Here is a 13267-nt window from a genome sequence, read left to right as displayed (position 1 = left end):
CTCCATTTGCCAGTGCTCGTCGTACCATCGGTCGTGCGAGCGGTTGGTGGTTGGTCGTTAACAGACTAGGACGGGGCCGGAAGAGGGTGGGAGTGACAAGTTTGACGGGATGCCCATGGACGCGATGATCACGGCGGCGGCGCGGCTGCTTGCCAGCGGGGATGTCCTCGGCGCCTTGAAGCGGGTGGCCCTGCGCGACGACGGGCCCGGGCTTGCGCTGCGTGGCATTGCCATGGCGCAGTTGGGTGAGCTGGTGCGTGCCAGGGCGCTGCTCAAGCTGGCAGTCCGTGCCTTCGGGTCGCAAGAGGCGGTGGCGAGGGCACGCTGCATTGTCGCCGAAGCCGAGATTGCACTGGTCTCCCGTGACCTGGCCTGGCCGGTCAAGGCACTCGCCGACGCGCGGGCGGTCCTCGAGGGGCATGGCGATCGCTTGAATGCCGCGCATGCGCGTCATCTCGAAGCCCGGCGCCTGCTGTTGACCGGTCATCTTGGTCAGGCCGAACGTCTGCTGGACGCGCTTGAGCCGAGATTGCTGGCGCCGCCCTTGAGGGCCGCTTACGAGTTGGCCTGCGCCGGGATCGCCATCCGGCGCCTGCACACGGCGGCGGCACGCGCTGCGTTGCAGCGGGCGGAAAATGCCGCCCATGAGGCGGGTATCGGCGCATTGGCGGCTGAAGTCGAAAGCGCCTCGCAGGTCTTGAAGATACCTGCGGCACGTCTGATCACGGGGGGTGAGGCGCGTTTGCTGCTGTTGGAGGAAGTAGAGCAGCTGTTTGCCTCCGCGGCGTTGGTGGTGGATGCCTGCCGCTACGCTGTGGTTGAAGGTCACACCCAGGTATCGCTGACGACGCGACCGGTCCTGTTCGTGTTGCTCCGTGCCCTCGCCGAGAGCTGGCCGGGTGCGGTCTCGCGGCAGGTGCTGATCGCCCGGGCATTTCGCGGCAAGGAGGCCGATGAATCGCACCGGGTCCGGCTGCGGGTCGAAATAGGGCGGCTGCGGGGTGAGATTCGCGCGTTCGCGCAGGTGAGGGCGACCGGCGAGGGCTTTGTGCTTATGCCGCGACAGGCCCATGAGGTGGTTATCCTGGCGCCGCCTGTCGAGGAGCGGCACGGTTCGCTGCTCGCCCTTTTGGCCGATGGTGAAGCGTGGTCGAGTTCGGCCCTGGCGATTGCGTTGGGGAGCAGCCCGCGCACGGTGCAGCGGGCGCTCGAAGCCCTGGCGACGACAGGCAAGGTGCAGGCTTTCGGTCGTGGGCCGGCCTGCCGCTGGACGCTCCCGTCCGTGCCGGGGTTCCCGTCAACTTTGTTACTCCCGGGGCCGCTGGGCAGCGACTAGACTGAGGTCATGAAAAACTCTCAAGCTGAAATTCTTCGTGAATACGGGCCTTTTCCAGGGGCCGACTCGGTTGCGGGCGTGACCTATGACGGCCAGCACGTCTGGTTTGCCTCGGGTGACAGGCTCAATGCCCTTGACCCGGAAACCGGGGCGGTGGTGCGCTCGATCGATGTTGCCGCGCAGGCCGGCACCGCGTTTGATGGCCGGTACCTGTTCCAGATTGCCGAGGGGCGCATCCGCAAGATCGATCCGAAGACCGGCGAGGTGCTTTCGAGCATACCGGCCCCCGGCGATGGCGGTGACTCCGGGTTGGCATGGGCCGAGGGAACGCTCTGGGTCGGGCAGCATCGGGGGCGTCGGATTCATCAGGTCGATCCCGAAACCGGGGCGGTTCTGCGCATTATCGAATCGAAGCGTTTCGTCACGGGGGTGACCTGGGTTGATGGCGAGCTTTGGCACGGTACCTGGGAAGACGACAAGAGCGATGTTCGGCGGGTGAATCCGCAGACGGGCGCGCTGCTGGAGCGGATCGATATGCCGGCTGGCATGGGGGTGTCGGGGCTTGAGTCCGATGGCCAGGATCGATTTTTTTGCGGTGGCGGAAACAGCGGCAAGATCCGGGCAGTCCGTCGACCCAGATAAGCAGAAGGTTGCCAGCGAGGCCGGTGGTGCCTGTTTGGGCACCATCGCTGGCAAGCTCGCCGGCCGCTGGTTGGGCAGCCTGGCGCTTTCAAACGTGCGCGAAACCTAGGCCATCAGGCCAGGATGATTTCCTTGAACCGGGCCTTCAGTGCCTCGAACGCCACTTCTTCGCTGGCCCGCTGATTGGTCACCAGCACATCGATGCGTTCCGGCGGGCAGAAGCTGATACGGCTCTGTACGCCGAGCTTGCTGTAGTCGGCAAGGATCACCACCCGTTCGGCGTGCTCGGCCATGGCCCGCGCCACCTCGCTTTCGCGGTGATCGTAGTTGCTGGCGCCGTGGTGGGCGTCCACGCCTACCGGCGAGAGCAGCGCGAGGTCGGCGCGATAGCGACCGATTTCCGCCACCGTGGTTGCGCCCACCGTGGCCGGTGAACGGTCACCGAGGGAACCGCCGAGGATGATCACTTCGTTGTGCAGGCTGCCCGGTGCGCTGCCGCGCAGGTGCAGCGCGACGTTGAACGCGTTGGTAATCACCGTCAGCCCACCCAGCTTGGCCAGTTCCTGGGCAAGAATTTCAGTGGTGGTGCCAGCGTCGATAAAGATCGTCTGCCCATGGCTGAGCAAACCCACCGCGGCACGGGCCAGGTCACGCTTGAACTTGACGTTGATATGCGCGCGCTCGGCTATCGGCGCCTCGTCCTCGACCATGATCGCGCCACCGTGGATGCGTTTCAGCTCGCCCAGGGCTTCCAGCGCCACCAGATCACGCCGCACTGTTTCGCGGGAAACATTCAGTTCCGTGACGATGCGGTCGGTGGTCACGCGCTGCAAGGTTGCCAGCAGTGCACGAATCCGCTGGTAACGCTCTTCTTGCCACATACCTCATGTCCTTGCTGTTGGGATCAGTATCCGAGCACGCATTGTGGGAGACGGGACAGCGCTGTCAAGTCGGCGGCCCATCACCACCGGTGAGAAAGTGTCGATGTGCCATAAATGTGTAATATTGTGGCATTGTTGTATTTATGTGTATTTGGCGTTAGCCTCATTGCCGGGCGGCCGGTTCCCCTGCGCCCTTGCCTTGAAACACGCACTCGCCGTCGCCTCCGTTTGCGACCATTCTTCTAATTCCAGGAGTTATGCCATGCAGCGTCGCCAGTTTCTGAACACCCTTGCCGCCGTTTCCGTTGTCAGTCCCTTGTTGTTGAGCGGCCGCCTTGCCGAGGCCGCGACGACCAAGGCCGTGCCCAGCGAGTTGGACCCGGCGCGCTGGTCGCCGTTGAACCAGAAGCGCCTGCAGGCGGTGATTGACCAGCATGGCGTGAAGAGTGCGTCCTATCACCCGGACAAGCGTCCGTATGCGGTGTTCGACTGGGACAACACCTGCATCATGAACGACTGCGAAGAGGCGCTGCTGGTCTACCAGATGAACAACTTGCAGTACAAACTCAGCCCCGACGAGTTTGCCGCCGTGCTGCGCCAGGACGTACCCAACGGTCCGTTCATGAAGGATTACCTCACGGTCGACGGCAAGCCGGTGAACATGGAAGACATCGCCGCCGACGTCGAAGCCGACTACCGCTGGCTGCACGCCAACTACAAGGGCCTGGCCGGCAGCAAGAGCCTGGAAGAAATCCACGCCACCGACCAGTTCAAGGACTTTTTCACCAAGCTCTACTTCATGTATGACGCGATCTGCGACAGCTATCCGGTGGAGATCGGCTACAAATGGATCATCTACTTCTACAAGAACATGAGCACCGCCGAGTTGCAGGCGATGGCCGAGGCGTCCAATAACCACGACCTGGGTGATGGCCTGCGCAAGGTCAAGTACGAGAGCCCGAGCAGCCTGCCGGGCAAGGCCGGGGTGGTCGCCGATACGCACTTCCACGGTATCCGTATCCACGAGGAAATCCGTGGTTTGATGCACACGCTGCGGGCCAACGGCATTGACGTGTATGTCAGCACCGCGTCCATCGACGATGTGGTCCGGGTGTTCGCCGGCAACCCCAACTACGGCTACGGCGTGCCGCCGGAAAACGTGATCGGCCTGCGCCTGTCCATGACCGACGGCAAGTACGACAGCAGTTACCTGCCGAACTGGCACTTCAACTACGGCCCGGGCAAGACCATCGGCATCAAGAATATCCTGGTGGCGAAGAAGGGTTATGGCCCGGTGCTGGTGGCCGGTGACAGCGACGGCGATGCCTGGATGCTGCGTGACTTCAAGGACACCGCCGTGGGCGTGATCGTCAACCGCATGAAAAAGGGCGAGATCGGTGCCGACAGCCAGAAGGCCGCCGAGCAGTTGGGCAAGGCCGATGCGCGGTTCATCCTGCAGGGCCGCGACGAGCAGACCGGCCTGATGATCCCGGACGAGAAATCGATCAAGTACGGCAAGACCGAGCGCAAGCTGCTGGCCTGAGTCCGTCGGCTCGCGGGTGGCGCAAGGTCGCCCGCGAGTCGCGCGGTTATCTGGGTTGTTGATCCGGGCGCCGTCCAGGGTCGCAAGTCAGTTGTTGCGCACTCTTCAACATTCCGTTCAACGTGCACTATCCCTCTACGACTTTTCCTCGATTGACCGTTGTTACAGTGATTTCTCGAACGCAAGTGATGTGACTTGCCGTGAGGTCATCAACCGGTTTTTCTATTTATCGAGAGTCGTTTTATGAATACCGACGCCCCCGTCAGCAACACCGCGCTTATCCTGCTTGAGGGCAGGAACGATATCCCCAACGTCAGCGACCTGGCCACTCATAAAGTACCCGGCCCTGATCTTGTTACGGTAGTGACCTTGCGCGATCTGACTCACCCCGATCAACCGGTGACGCTGGATACGAGCCGGCAAAAGGGCGTGCTGTTCAGTGTCAAATACGCGTTGTGCCAAAGACAGGCCAGGGGCCGCTATGAACTGTTCAGCCGAGTGTATTTCGGCGACACGCTTACCCATGAGGGACACCACCCGGTGACACTGGGTGATCAGGATCAAAGGGGTATCGTCATTCGCGTGGATCCCAGGACCAGTCCGCCTCCCGCGGCGGTTACCCGGCTGGTGGTTCTTGAGGGCACTGGCGATTGGACAACCCGGGAAGCTCGTGATCCAGATCGGGTGACGGTGGTCAAACTGATGGATGTCACTGATCCCGCACAGCCGATCATTATGGACATGAGTCGAAAAACAGGAAGTCAGTTCGAAATAAAATACGCCCACTGTCAAGTTCGGCCAGGGCATGTCTATCAATTGTCAGGTGAGACTTACCAGAAAGATCAGATCACTCATGTCGGAAGTATGGGGATTAGCCTGGATGGCAATGGGCACAAAGGCCTGTCCATAGAGTTTCGTAAACTTGTTGATCGGGACCTGATGCCGCGCGAGCGCTGAGACCGATCTTTTGCGGGGGACGTACTACACTGGTGCAGTGATGGCGTCCGCCGCATTTGAACGCTCAAGCAGCCTGGCCTCGGAGTAGTTTCATGAAAACAAGGAACATCAGGTTGACTTCCAGATCCCTGCTCGGTTTCGGGCTGATCTGTCTGCTGCTGATCAGCCTCGGGCTGACCTCGCTGTACCGTATGAAAGAAATCCACGATGCCTCCCTGGAGTTGCAAGCGAACTGGTTGCCGAGTGTGCGCCAGGCCGCTCGTATTCAGAATGCCGCGTTGCTCTATCGACTCGATGGCCGCCGTTTCGTCATGGATGACGACCGCCAGAGCAAAAGCTCCCTCGACAAACTGGCCGCGCTGAAAACCACCCTGAGCCAGGAAACCGAGAAATACGCATCGATGGTTTCCAGCCCCGAGGAAAAACAGCGTTATGACCAGGTGATCGTGAATGTGCGCACTTACCAGGACCTGCTCGATCAACTGGTGGGCATGAGCCAGACCGCGTCCTTCGAGGCCATGACCCATTTCATTCGTGACACCAGCAGCGAAGCGGCGAAAAAACTGCAGACGTCGATTGAAGCGCTGATGAGCATCAACGAGGAGGGCGCCGGGCGCTCGGGGCAGGTGGCGAATGCCAGCTATGACAGCGCATTCCTGCTGACCCTGATATTCATTGTCCTGGCCCTGGTGGTCACCTGCGTCGTGGCGCTGCTGTTTACCCGCAGCATCGCGCAGCCGATCAATGCCTTGCGCCTGTCGATGCAGAAGATCGCCGACGGCGACCTGAAGAGCAAGGTGGAGATCAGCGGACGGGATGAAATCACCGACTTGCAGACCGTCGCCGCCGCCATGCGCTCGAGTCTGAAGAACACCATCGAGCATATCGCCGACTCATCCCGGCAACTGGCTTCCGCGGCGGAGCAGATGAGCGCGATTACCCACGAGTCGACGGCGGGTATTCAACAGCAGAGCATCGAAACCGATCAGGCTGCCACTGCCGTCAACCAGATGACCGCGGCCGTGGAAGAAGTGGCCAGGAATGCCGTTTCGGCCTCAGAGTCGACCCAGGCTTCGGAGCGCTCGGCGCGGGTCGTCCAGGACCGTGTGGGCGAGACCATCGACTCCATCGAGCGTTTGAGCAGCCGCGTCGAACAGACCAAGAGCGATATAGAAGGCCTGGCCGGGCAAGCCCTGCACATTGCCAAGGTGCTTGACGTGATCGGCTCCATCGCCGAACAGACCAACCTGCTGGCGTTGAACGCCGCCATCGAGGCCGCACGGGCCGGCGAGCAGGGCCGTGGCTTTGCGGTAGTGGCGGATGAGGTGCGCGCGCTGGCCCATCGGACCCAGCAGTCGACCCAGGAAATCGAGCAGATGGTCAAGGGCATCCAGGTCGACTCGAAGAAGGCTGTTGAATCGATGAACCACAGCAGCGAAGAAACCCGGGTGACCCGCTCGCTGGCCCATGAGACGGGCCTGGCAATCAAGGAAGTGACCTTGTCCATTTCCCATATCAATGACAAGAACCTGCTGATCGCCACGGCGTCCGAGCAACAGGCGCAGGTGGCCAGGTCGGTTGATCGCAACCTGGTGAGCATTCGCGATCTGTCCATCCAGAGTTCATCGGCCGCCAGCCAGACGTCGATTGCCAGCAGCGAACTGTCCAAACTGGCCGGGGGCCTGAATCACCTGATTGCGCGGTTTTCACTGTAGCCAGGCCCCTGGGGGGAGGCGCTTGAGTGTGACAAGAAACCAGGATGTCCATCATGCTAAGACAGATACAGGTGAGCGAGCTTCGTGTCGGCATGTATGTGCAATCCTTCTGTGGCTCCTGGATGGACCACCCGTTCTGGCGCAGTCACTTTCTGCTGGATGATGAAACGGATCTGCAAAAGATTCGTGCTTCCGGCCTCGCCGCGCTCTGGATAGATACCGACAAGGGTCTGGATGTCGAGGTCGGGGAACCCGCTGCGCCGGAGCTCGAGGCACTGGCGATTCCGGCGCAGGAGCGGCCACGCAATCGCCCACGGATTGCCATGAGCGACGAGGTGGTCCATGCGCTGAATCTGTGCGCCCGGACCAAGGCCGCGGTACTGAGCCTGTTCGGCGACCTGCGCATGGGCCGGGCGGTTCATCCCGAGCAGATCTCCCACCTGATCGCGGAAATCTCCGATTCATTGATGCGCCATCCCGACGCCTTGATCAGCCTGGCCCGGCTCAAGACCAGCGATGAATACACCTACATGCATTCGGTGGCGGTGTGCGCGCTGATGATGAGTCTGGCCTACCGCCTGAACCTGCCCGAGGGCCTGGTGAAGGAGGCCGGCATGGCGGGCATCCTGCACGAAGTGGGCAAGATGATGGTGCCTGCCGAGTTGCTCGGTAAAACCTCGCCACTCACTGAGGCCGAGTTCGATATCCTGCGCCACCATCCGGAGATCGGCGCGAAGATGATTCTCGACACCCACCATTTCAGCCCGAGGGTGGTGGATGTCTGCCTGCATCATCACGAGCGAATCGATGGCAGCGGCTATCCGCACAAACTCTGCGGCACGCAGATCAGCCTGTTTTCGCGGATGGCCGCGGTGTGTGACAGCTACGACTCGGTGACCTCCGAGCGACATGGCAAGCAGGCCTGGACGGCGGCCGAGGCCATTCGAAAAATGGCCGATTGGAAAGGCCAGTTCGATGAGCAGATCTTCCATGCCTTCGTCCGCTGCATCGGCATCTATCCGGTGGGAGCCCTGGTGCTGTTGCACAGCGGTCGCCTGGGGATCGTCCTGGAGCAACACGAGCATTCATTGCTGACGCCCCGGGTGAAGGTGTTCTACTCCGCGAAGCTGCGAATGCCCATTGCCCAGAGTGTTATCGATCTTGCCGTTGTCAGCGAACAGGACTCGATTGTCAGCCTGGAGTCGGTCAAGAAGTGGGGATTCAAGCACCTGGACGAACTGTGGTCGGGTATTTCCATCGGCAAGCAATCGATCTTCAGTACCGCCTAGGGGTCAGGCGGTGACTTCCACCGCCAGTGCCTTGACCAGGAATTCGATAAACGCCCGGGTCTTCTGCGGCACCCGGCGCGCCGAGGGATAGACCGCGTTGATGCTGATCGCCGGGGCTTGCCACTCGCACAGCACCGGCACCAGGGTACCGGCGGCCAGGGCGTCCTCGACGATAAAGTCCGGCAGCAGGGCGATGCCCATGCCGGCTTGTGCCGCCTGGGCCAGCAGGTCGCCATTGTTGGCATGCAGGGGGCCGGTGACATTGACCCGCTGGGTTTCCTTGCCATTGCTCAGTTGCAGGCTGACACCGCTTTGCAGATAGCCGTAGTTCAGGCATTGGTGGGCCGTCAGGTCCTTGGGTGTTTGCGGTGTGCCTGCTCGGGCCAGATAGGCCGGCGAGGCCACCATGATGCGCGGCGCTGGAGCGAGCAAACGGGCGACCAGGGACGAGTCTGGCAGGCTGGCGATGCGGATGGTGACATCGAAGCCGCCGCGCACCGGGTCGACTTGCTGGTCGCTGAGCACCAGTTGCAGTTCCACGTTCGGATGCTGTTGGTGAAACAGTGGGATCAACGGCCCCAACCGCCGCAGGCCGAAGGACATGGGCGCGTTGACCCGCAGCACGCCGCGCAGTTCGCCGACGCCGTCGCGGGCCCGTTGTTCGGTTTCATCCAGGGACGCCAGCAGCTCGCGAGCCGCCTCGTAGTATTCCGCGCCGGCTTCGGTCAGGTGCAGGCTGCGGGTGGTGCGTTGCAGCAGTTGCACGCCAATGGCCTCTTCCAGCGCCTGGATCTGCTTGCTGACTTTCGAGCGCGGCACATCCATGGCCCGGGCCGCCGCGGCAAAGCCATTGGCGCCGACGGTGGCGACGAAGGCGCGCATGCAGTCGATACGATCCATATTGTCTCTTTTCCAGAATCAATGCTTTGCCGATTCTAGGGCGTTGACTTGAGCTTATCCAGCTCCGGGGATGGCGCGTCTCGAATTGATGTTCCTGTAAAAAATTTCATCCTGCGGGGAACAGGCTGAAATGCACCGATCGATAGGATGAGCCCAAGTCAGCCGGAACCCGTGCTGACGAACTCAAACTATTGGAGAGTGACTGATGAAATCCCTTAAAGCGTTGTTGATCGTAACCCTGATGACCGCCTCCGTCGCGGCGATGGCCGAAGGCGGCGGTGATAAAGTCATGGCCCGCATGGACGCGGCCCGTGATACATCCATGGCCTATTACCAGCAGGCTGAAAAGGCCCAGGCCGTGGCGGCCGGCAAGCAGGCGTCCGATAGCGTCGAACGCACCAACTGACGGTGCGGGTCGAGCAGCCCAGCGGTTCGCCCCACAGGCGTTTGACGCCTGGTGAGGCGGGCCGGGTCAGGAGAGAAAAGGCATCAAGCGAGTCGCTGACTAGCCGTGTGGCAGGAGGACTCGAAAAGAGCGTTGTCCCGGGCAGAGGAGTAACCGACTGCCCGGGTTGTCATTGGCGTATCAGTGAGCCAGCAGGGCTTCGAGCTTTTCCTGGTCACGGGCGAACTGACGAATACCCTCGGCCAGTTTCTCGGTGGCCATGGCGTCTTCGTTGGAGGCCCAGCGGAACTGCGCTTCGTTCAGGTTCAAGCGTGGTTCACCGGCGGCCCCCGGCACCAGTCGACGTTCCAGCTGGCCTTCGTCCTGGCCCAGTTTTTCCAGCAGGTCGGGGCTGATGGTCAGGCGGTCGCAACCGGCCAGTTGTTCGATCTGGTTGAGGTTGCGGAAGCTGGCACCCATGACCACGGTCTTGTAGTCGTTGGACTTGTAGTAGTTGTAGATACGGGTGACCGACTGCACGCCCGGATCGTCGGCACCGCTGTACTCGTTGCCGGTGGACTTCTTGTACCAGTCGTAGATCCGGCCCACGAACGGCGAGATCAGGAACACCCCGGCATCGGCGCAGGCCGCGGCCTGGGCGAAGGAGAACAGCAGGGTCAGGTTGGTCTGGATACCCTCTTTTTCCAGCTTTTCGGCGGCGCGGATGCCTTCCCAGGTCGAAGCCAGCTTGATCAGCACGCGGTCACGGCCTACGCCGACCTTGTCGTACAGCTCGACCAATTGGTGGGCCTTGCTCAGCAGGGCACTTTCATCGAAGGACAGGCGTGCGTCGACTTCGGTGGAAATCCGCCCTGGAATCACTTTGAGAATGCCACTGCCCACGGACACCGCGAAATGGTCGCAGGCCAGGCCCACATCGCCCTTGGCGTGGGACACGGCGGCCTTGAGCAGGTCGGCGTAGCCTGGCAGCGCGGCAGCCTTGAGCAGCAGCGAAGGGTTGGTGGTGGCGTCGACCGGCTTCAGGCGGGTAATGGCGTCGAGGTCGCCGGTGTCCGCGACCACGGTGGTGAATTGCTTGAGTTGTGCAAGCTTCGAAGTCATGAGCGTCTCTGTCGGGAAGGGCGTGGATCCATGCACTGATTGAGTGCGGCTGCGGTGAAAAGTTCGGTCAGTCGAATGTCATCAAGAATGCCGCCGAAGCAGGGGTTTGTGCAACCCAAACTGTCGGGCGGTTCAGGTTTGTGCACTGGGCATCAGCGTGGCGATCAAGGCGCGGATGGTCCCGGGCAGGGCTTCGAGTTCGCGCACCAGGATGCTGCGCTCGCGAATCGCCCAGGGCTCGTCCAGCGCCACGGTCACCAGTTCCATGGTCCGGCTGTGCCGCATGGCGGCGGACTCGGGAATGATACCGATGCCCACCCCGGCCTCGACCATGCGGCAGATGGCTTCGAAGCTGGAGACCTGGATACGCAATGACAGGGTCTTGCCGAGCCGTTCGACATGCTCGCGCAGAAAGCTTAGCAAGGTGCTGCCTTCATGCAGGCCGATATGCTGGAACGCCAGGGTCTGGCCGAGGGTCACCGACGGCTGCGCCGCCAATGGATGGTCCACCGGCATGATCAGCACCAGGCGGTCGGTGCTGAAGTGCATCACCTGCAGGCCGCTGGCTTCCACGGGACCGGCGATGATGCCCATGTCGGTGGTGCCGTCGAGTACGCCACGAACGATATCCCGCGACAGCCGTTCCTGCAGGTCCACCGTGACCCCGGGACGCTGGGAGAGAAAACCGGCCAGCACCTCCGGGAGAAACTCGGTCACCGCCGTGGTGTTGGCAAAGATACGGATATGCCCGGCCGAATCGCCGCCGTAGCTGGTGAACTCGCTCTTCAGATAGTCGACCTGACGCATGATCAGCCGCGCATGTTGCAGCAAGCGCTGGCCGGCCGGGGTGACTTCCACGCCACGGCTGTCGCGGTACAGCAGGCGGGTGTCGAGTTGCGCTTCCAGGGCCTTGATCCGCGCGCTGGCGGCAGCCGGGGAGAGGAAGGCGCGCCGGGCGCCCTGGGTCAGGCTCGGCGATTCGGCGATATGAATGAAGAGGCGTAGATCCGCCAGGTCGAAATGCATGGGGCGACTCCGGTCAGGGGCTGCGTGCAGGTAGGACGTTGGCGTTCAGCATAACTGAACGCCGGCTTATAGAAATGCAAATTCTCGGAACGGGCTGCACCTTGCATCATCGGTTCATGACAACAACCGGCAAGGGGAAAACCTTCCATGAGTGCAACGGATCTGAGTGCCTGGCTAGGACGGACCGAAGAAGCCCACGACCAATTGAGCCGCAACCTGCTCAAGCGTATTGCCGCGACCTTCGGCGAACCGGCTCCGGCCCATGGCGAGGCGTTGCCGCCGCTGTGGCAATGGTGTTTCTTCCAGGAACCGCTGGCCGAGAGCCTGTTGGGCGGCGACGGTCACCCGGCCCGTGGCGGCTTCCTGCCGCCGGCGGACAATCGCAACCGTATGTGGGCCGGCGGGCGCCTGGAGTTCTTCGAGCACCTGCGTGCCGGTCACGATGCCACCCGGCTGTCGACCATCAGCCATATCGAGGAAAAACAGGGGCGTAGCGGTGCCTTGCTGTTTGTCACCGTGCGGCATGAATACTCCCAGGACGGCCGGCTGGCGATTCGCGAAGAACAGGACATCGTCTACCGCGAGCCCACCCCCCCGAAGCAGAGCAGCGGCGAAGCCCTGATCGAGGGCGGCTGGCGCGAAGCCGTGGAGCCGACGCCGACCCTGCTGTTTCGCTACAGCGCCGTGACCTTCAACGGCCACCGCATCCACTACGACTACCCCTATGTCACTGGCACCGAAGGCTATTCCGGCCTGGTGGTGCACGGTCCGATGATCGCCACCCTGAACCTGCGGGCGTTCTGCCGGGCCAATCCCCAGGCGACCCCGCGGCGTTTTTCCTATCGCGGCGTGCGCCCGCTGATCGCACCACAACCCTTCGAAGTCGGCGGACGGATCCTCAGTCCCGGGGTCGCCCAGCTCTGGGCCGGCAACGCCGCCGGCCTGGCCCAGCAGGCTGAAGTGCACTTCGACTAACAATAAAAAGGCCGTCACCCGATGAATCCGAATAACAACGAAGAACTCAAGGCCATTCGCGAAGGCGTGCGCGCCTTGTGCGCTGAATTCGATGCCGCCTACTGGCGCAAGATAGATGAAGAGAAGGGTTTTCCCGAGGCTTTCGTCAAAGCCCTGACCGACGCCGGCTGGCTGTCGGCAATGATTCCCGAAGAGTACGGCGGCTCCGGCCTGGGCTTGGCCGAAGCCTCGGTGATCCTTGAAGAAGTGAACCGCTGCGGCGGCAACTCCGGCACGGTGCACGGCCAGATGTACAACATGTTCACCTTGTTGCGCCACGGCAGCGAGGCGCAGAAAAGTTTCTACCTGCCGAAGCTGGCCAGTGGCGAGTTGCGCCTGCAATCGATGGGCGTCACCGAGCCCACCACCGGCACCGACACCACCAAGATCAAGACCACCGCGGTCAGGCACGGCGACAAGTACGTGATCAACGGCCAGAAGGTCTGGATCTCGCGGG

General features: G+C 62.1%; 13 protein-coding genes. 9 read left to right on the top strand and 4 right to left on the bottom strand.

Annotation, left to right across the window (positions count from 1 at the left end):
- Positions 1 to 115: 115 nt before the first annotated feature.
- A complete protein-coding gene (locus tag HX830_RS12490) occupies positions 116 to 1336 on the top strand; it encodes a helix-turn-helix domain-containing protein (protein WP_177100438.1) in 1221 nt (406 codons plus the stop codon).
- A 9-nt stretch (positions 1337 to 1345) separates the two neighbouring features.
- Entirely contained in the window at positions 1346 to 1978 is a 633-nt protein-coding gene (locus HX830_RS12485; RefSeq protein ID WP_152738709.1) for a Vgb family protein, read from the top strand.
- 113 nt (positions 1979 to 2091) lie between these two features.
- Here HX830_RS12485 and HX830_RS12480 read toward each other — a convergent pair whose 3' ends face one another.
- A complete protein-coding gene (locus HX830_RS12480) occupies positions 2092 to 2859 on the bottom strand; it encodes a DeoR/GlpR family DNA-binding transcription regulator (protein ID WP_103496120.1) in 768 nt (255 codons plus the stop codon).
- A 262-nt stretch (positions 2860 to 3121) separates the two neighbouring features.
- On the opposite strand from HX830_RS12480, the gene HX830_RS12475 reads away from it, so the two are divergent.
- The 4 genes from HX830_RS12475 (at position 3122) to HX830_RS12460 (ending at position 8363) form a co-directional block, all read left to right on the top strand.
- Positions 3122 to 4402, top strand: coding sequence for an HAD family hydrolase (locus tag HX830_RS12475; protein ID WP_103496119.1), 1281 nt, complete (start codon positions 3122 to 3124; stop codon positions 4400 to 4402).
- Between the two features lie 243 nt (positions 4403 to 4645).
- Positions 4646 to 5359 (top strand): hypothetical protein, encoded by a 714-nt coding sequence (locus HX830_RS12470; RefSeq protein ID WP_177100436.1) that lies wholly within the window; start codon positions 4646 to 4648, stop codon positions 5357 to 5359.
- Positions 5360 to 5451: 92 nt separating this feature from the next.
- Positions 5452 to 7074: a methyl-accepting chemotaxis protein gene (locus HX830_RS12465; protein WP_177100434.1), complete on the top strand. Its 1623-nt coding sequence runs from the start codon at positions 5452 to 5454 to the stop codon at positions 7072 to 7074.
- Positions 7075 to 7127: 53 nt separating this feature from the next.
- Positions 7128 to 8363: an HD-GYP domain-containing protein gene (locus HX830_RS12460; protein ID WP_177100432.1), complete on the top strand. Its 1236-nt coding sequence runs from the start codon at positions 7128 to 7130 to the stop codon at positions 8361 to 8363.
- 3 nt (positions 8364 to 8366) lie between these two features.
- On the opposite strand, the gene HX830_RS12455 is transcribed toward HX830_RS12460, so the two are convergent.
- Positions 8367 to 9263 carry a LysR family transcriptional regulator gene (locus HX830_RS12455; protein WP_103496116.1) on the bottom strand — a complete coding sequence of 299 codons (897 nt, stop codon included), beginning with the start codon at positions 9261 to 9263 and terminating at the stop codon, positions 8367 to 8369.
- Between the two features lie 205 nt (positions 9264 to 9468).
- Here HX830_RS12455 and HX830_RS12450 point away from each other — a divergent pair, with 205 nt between their 5' ends.
- The gene (locus tag HX830_RS12450) at positions 9469 to 9669 is read left to right on the top strand and encodes a co-regulatory protein PtrA N-terminal domain-containing protein (RefSeq protein ID WP_103496115.1); all 201 of its coding nucleotides are present in this window, start codon (positions 9469 to 9471) and stop codon (positions 9667 to 9669) included.
- 180 nt (positions 9670 to 9849) lie between these two features.
- Here HX830_RS12450 and tal read toward each other — a convergent pair whose 3' ends face one another.
- Together tal and HX830_RS12440 are read right to left on the bottom strand one after the other, a co-directional pair.
- Complete coding sequence (tal, locus tag HX830_RS12445) at positions 9850 to 10770, bottom strand: transaldolase (protein ID WP_103496114.1); 921 nt, start codon at positions 10768 to 10770, stop codon at positions 9850 to 9852.
- Positions 10771 to 10902: 132 nt separating this feature from the next.
- The gene (locus HX830_RS12440; protein ID WP_103496113.1) at positions 10903 to 11796 is read right to left on the bottom strand and encodes a LysR family transcriptional regulator; all 894 of its coding nucleotides are present in this window, start codon (positions 11794 to 11796) and stop codon (positions 10903 to 10905) included.
- Positions 11797 to 11943: 147 nt separating this feature from the next.
- On the opposite strand from HX830_RS12440, the gene HX830_RS12435 reads away from it, so the two are divergent.
- Positions 11944 to 12771: an FAS1-like dehydratase domain-containing protein gene (locus HX830_RS12435; RefSeq protein ID WP_103496112.1), complete on the top strand. Its 828-nt coding sequence runs from the start codon at positions 11944 to 11946 to the stop codon at positions 12769 to 12771.
- Between the two features lie 21 nt (positions 12772 to 12792).
- Positions 12793 to 13267: acyl-CoA dehydrogenase family protein (locus HX830_RS12430; protein WP_177100430.1), on the top strand; the 475-nt coding region annotated here is incomplete at its 3' end.

Origin of the sequence: Pseudomonas gingeri (genome assembly GCF_013385425.1) — a bacterium.
In the GTDB taxonomy this organism is placed as follows: domain Bacteria; phylum Pseudomonadota; class Gammaproteobacteria; order Pseudomonadales; family Pseudomonadaceae; genus Aquipseudomonas; species Aquipseudomonas gingeri_D.
This window is presented reverse-complemented; position numbering and strand designations above follow the sequence as displayed.

Excerpts from the sequence above, each read along its gene's own strand:
- HX830_RS12490 (WP_177100438.1), top strand. The coding sequence starts at position 116 with ATGGACGCGATGATCACGGCGGCGGCGCGGCTGCTTGCCAGCGGGGAT.
- HX830_RS12485 (WP_152738709.1), top strand. The coding sequence starts at position 1,346 with ATGAAAAACTCTCAAGCTGAAATTCTTCGTGAATACGGGCCTTTTCCA.
- HX830_RS12480 (WP_103496120.1), bottom strand. The coding sequence starts at position 2,859 with ATGTGGCAAGAAGAGCGTTACCAGCGGATTCGTGCACTGCTGGCAACC.
- HX830_RS12475 (WP_103496119.1), top strand. The coding sequence starts at position 3,122 with ATGCAGCGTCGCCAGTTTCTGAACACCCTTGCCGCCGTTTCCGTTGTC.
- HX830_RS12470 (WP_177100436.1), top strand. The coding sequence starts at position 4,646 with ATGAATACCGACGCCCCCGTCAGCAACACCGCGCTTATCCTGCTTGAG.
- HX830_RS12465 (WP_177100434.1), top strand. The coding sequence starts at position 5,452 with ATGAAAACAAGGAACATCAGGTTGACTTCCAGATCCCTGCTCGGTTTC.
- HX830_RS12460 (WP_177100432.1), top strand. The coding sequence starts at position 7,128 with ATGCTAAGACAGATACAGGTGAGCGAGCTTCGTGTCGGCATGTATGTG.
- HX830_RS12455 (WP_103496116.1), bottom strand. The coding sequence starts at position 9,263 with ATGGATCGTATCGACTGCATGCGCGCCTTCGTCGCCACCGTCGGCGCC.
- HX830_RS12450 (WP_103496115.1), top strand. The coding sequence starts at position 9,469 with ATGAAATCCCTTAAAGCGTTGTTGATCGTAACCCTGATGACCGCCTCC.
- tal (WP_103496114.1), bottom strand. The coding sequence starts at position 10,770 with ATGACTTCGAAGCTTGCACAACTCAAGCAATTCACCACCGTGGTCGCG.
- HX830_RS12440 (WP_103496113.1), bottom strand. The coding sequence starts at position 11,796 with ATGCATTTCGACCTGGCGGATCTACGCCTCTTCATTCATATCGCCGAA.
- HX830_RS12435 (WP_103496112.1), top strand. The coding sequence starts at position 11,944 with ATGAGTGCAACGGATCTGAGTGCCTGGCTAGGACGGACCGAAGAAGCC.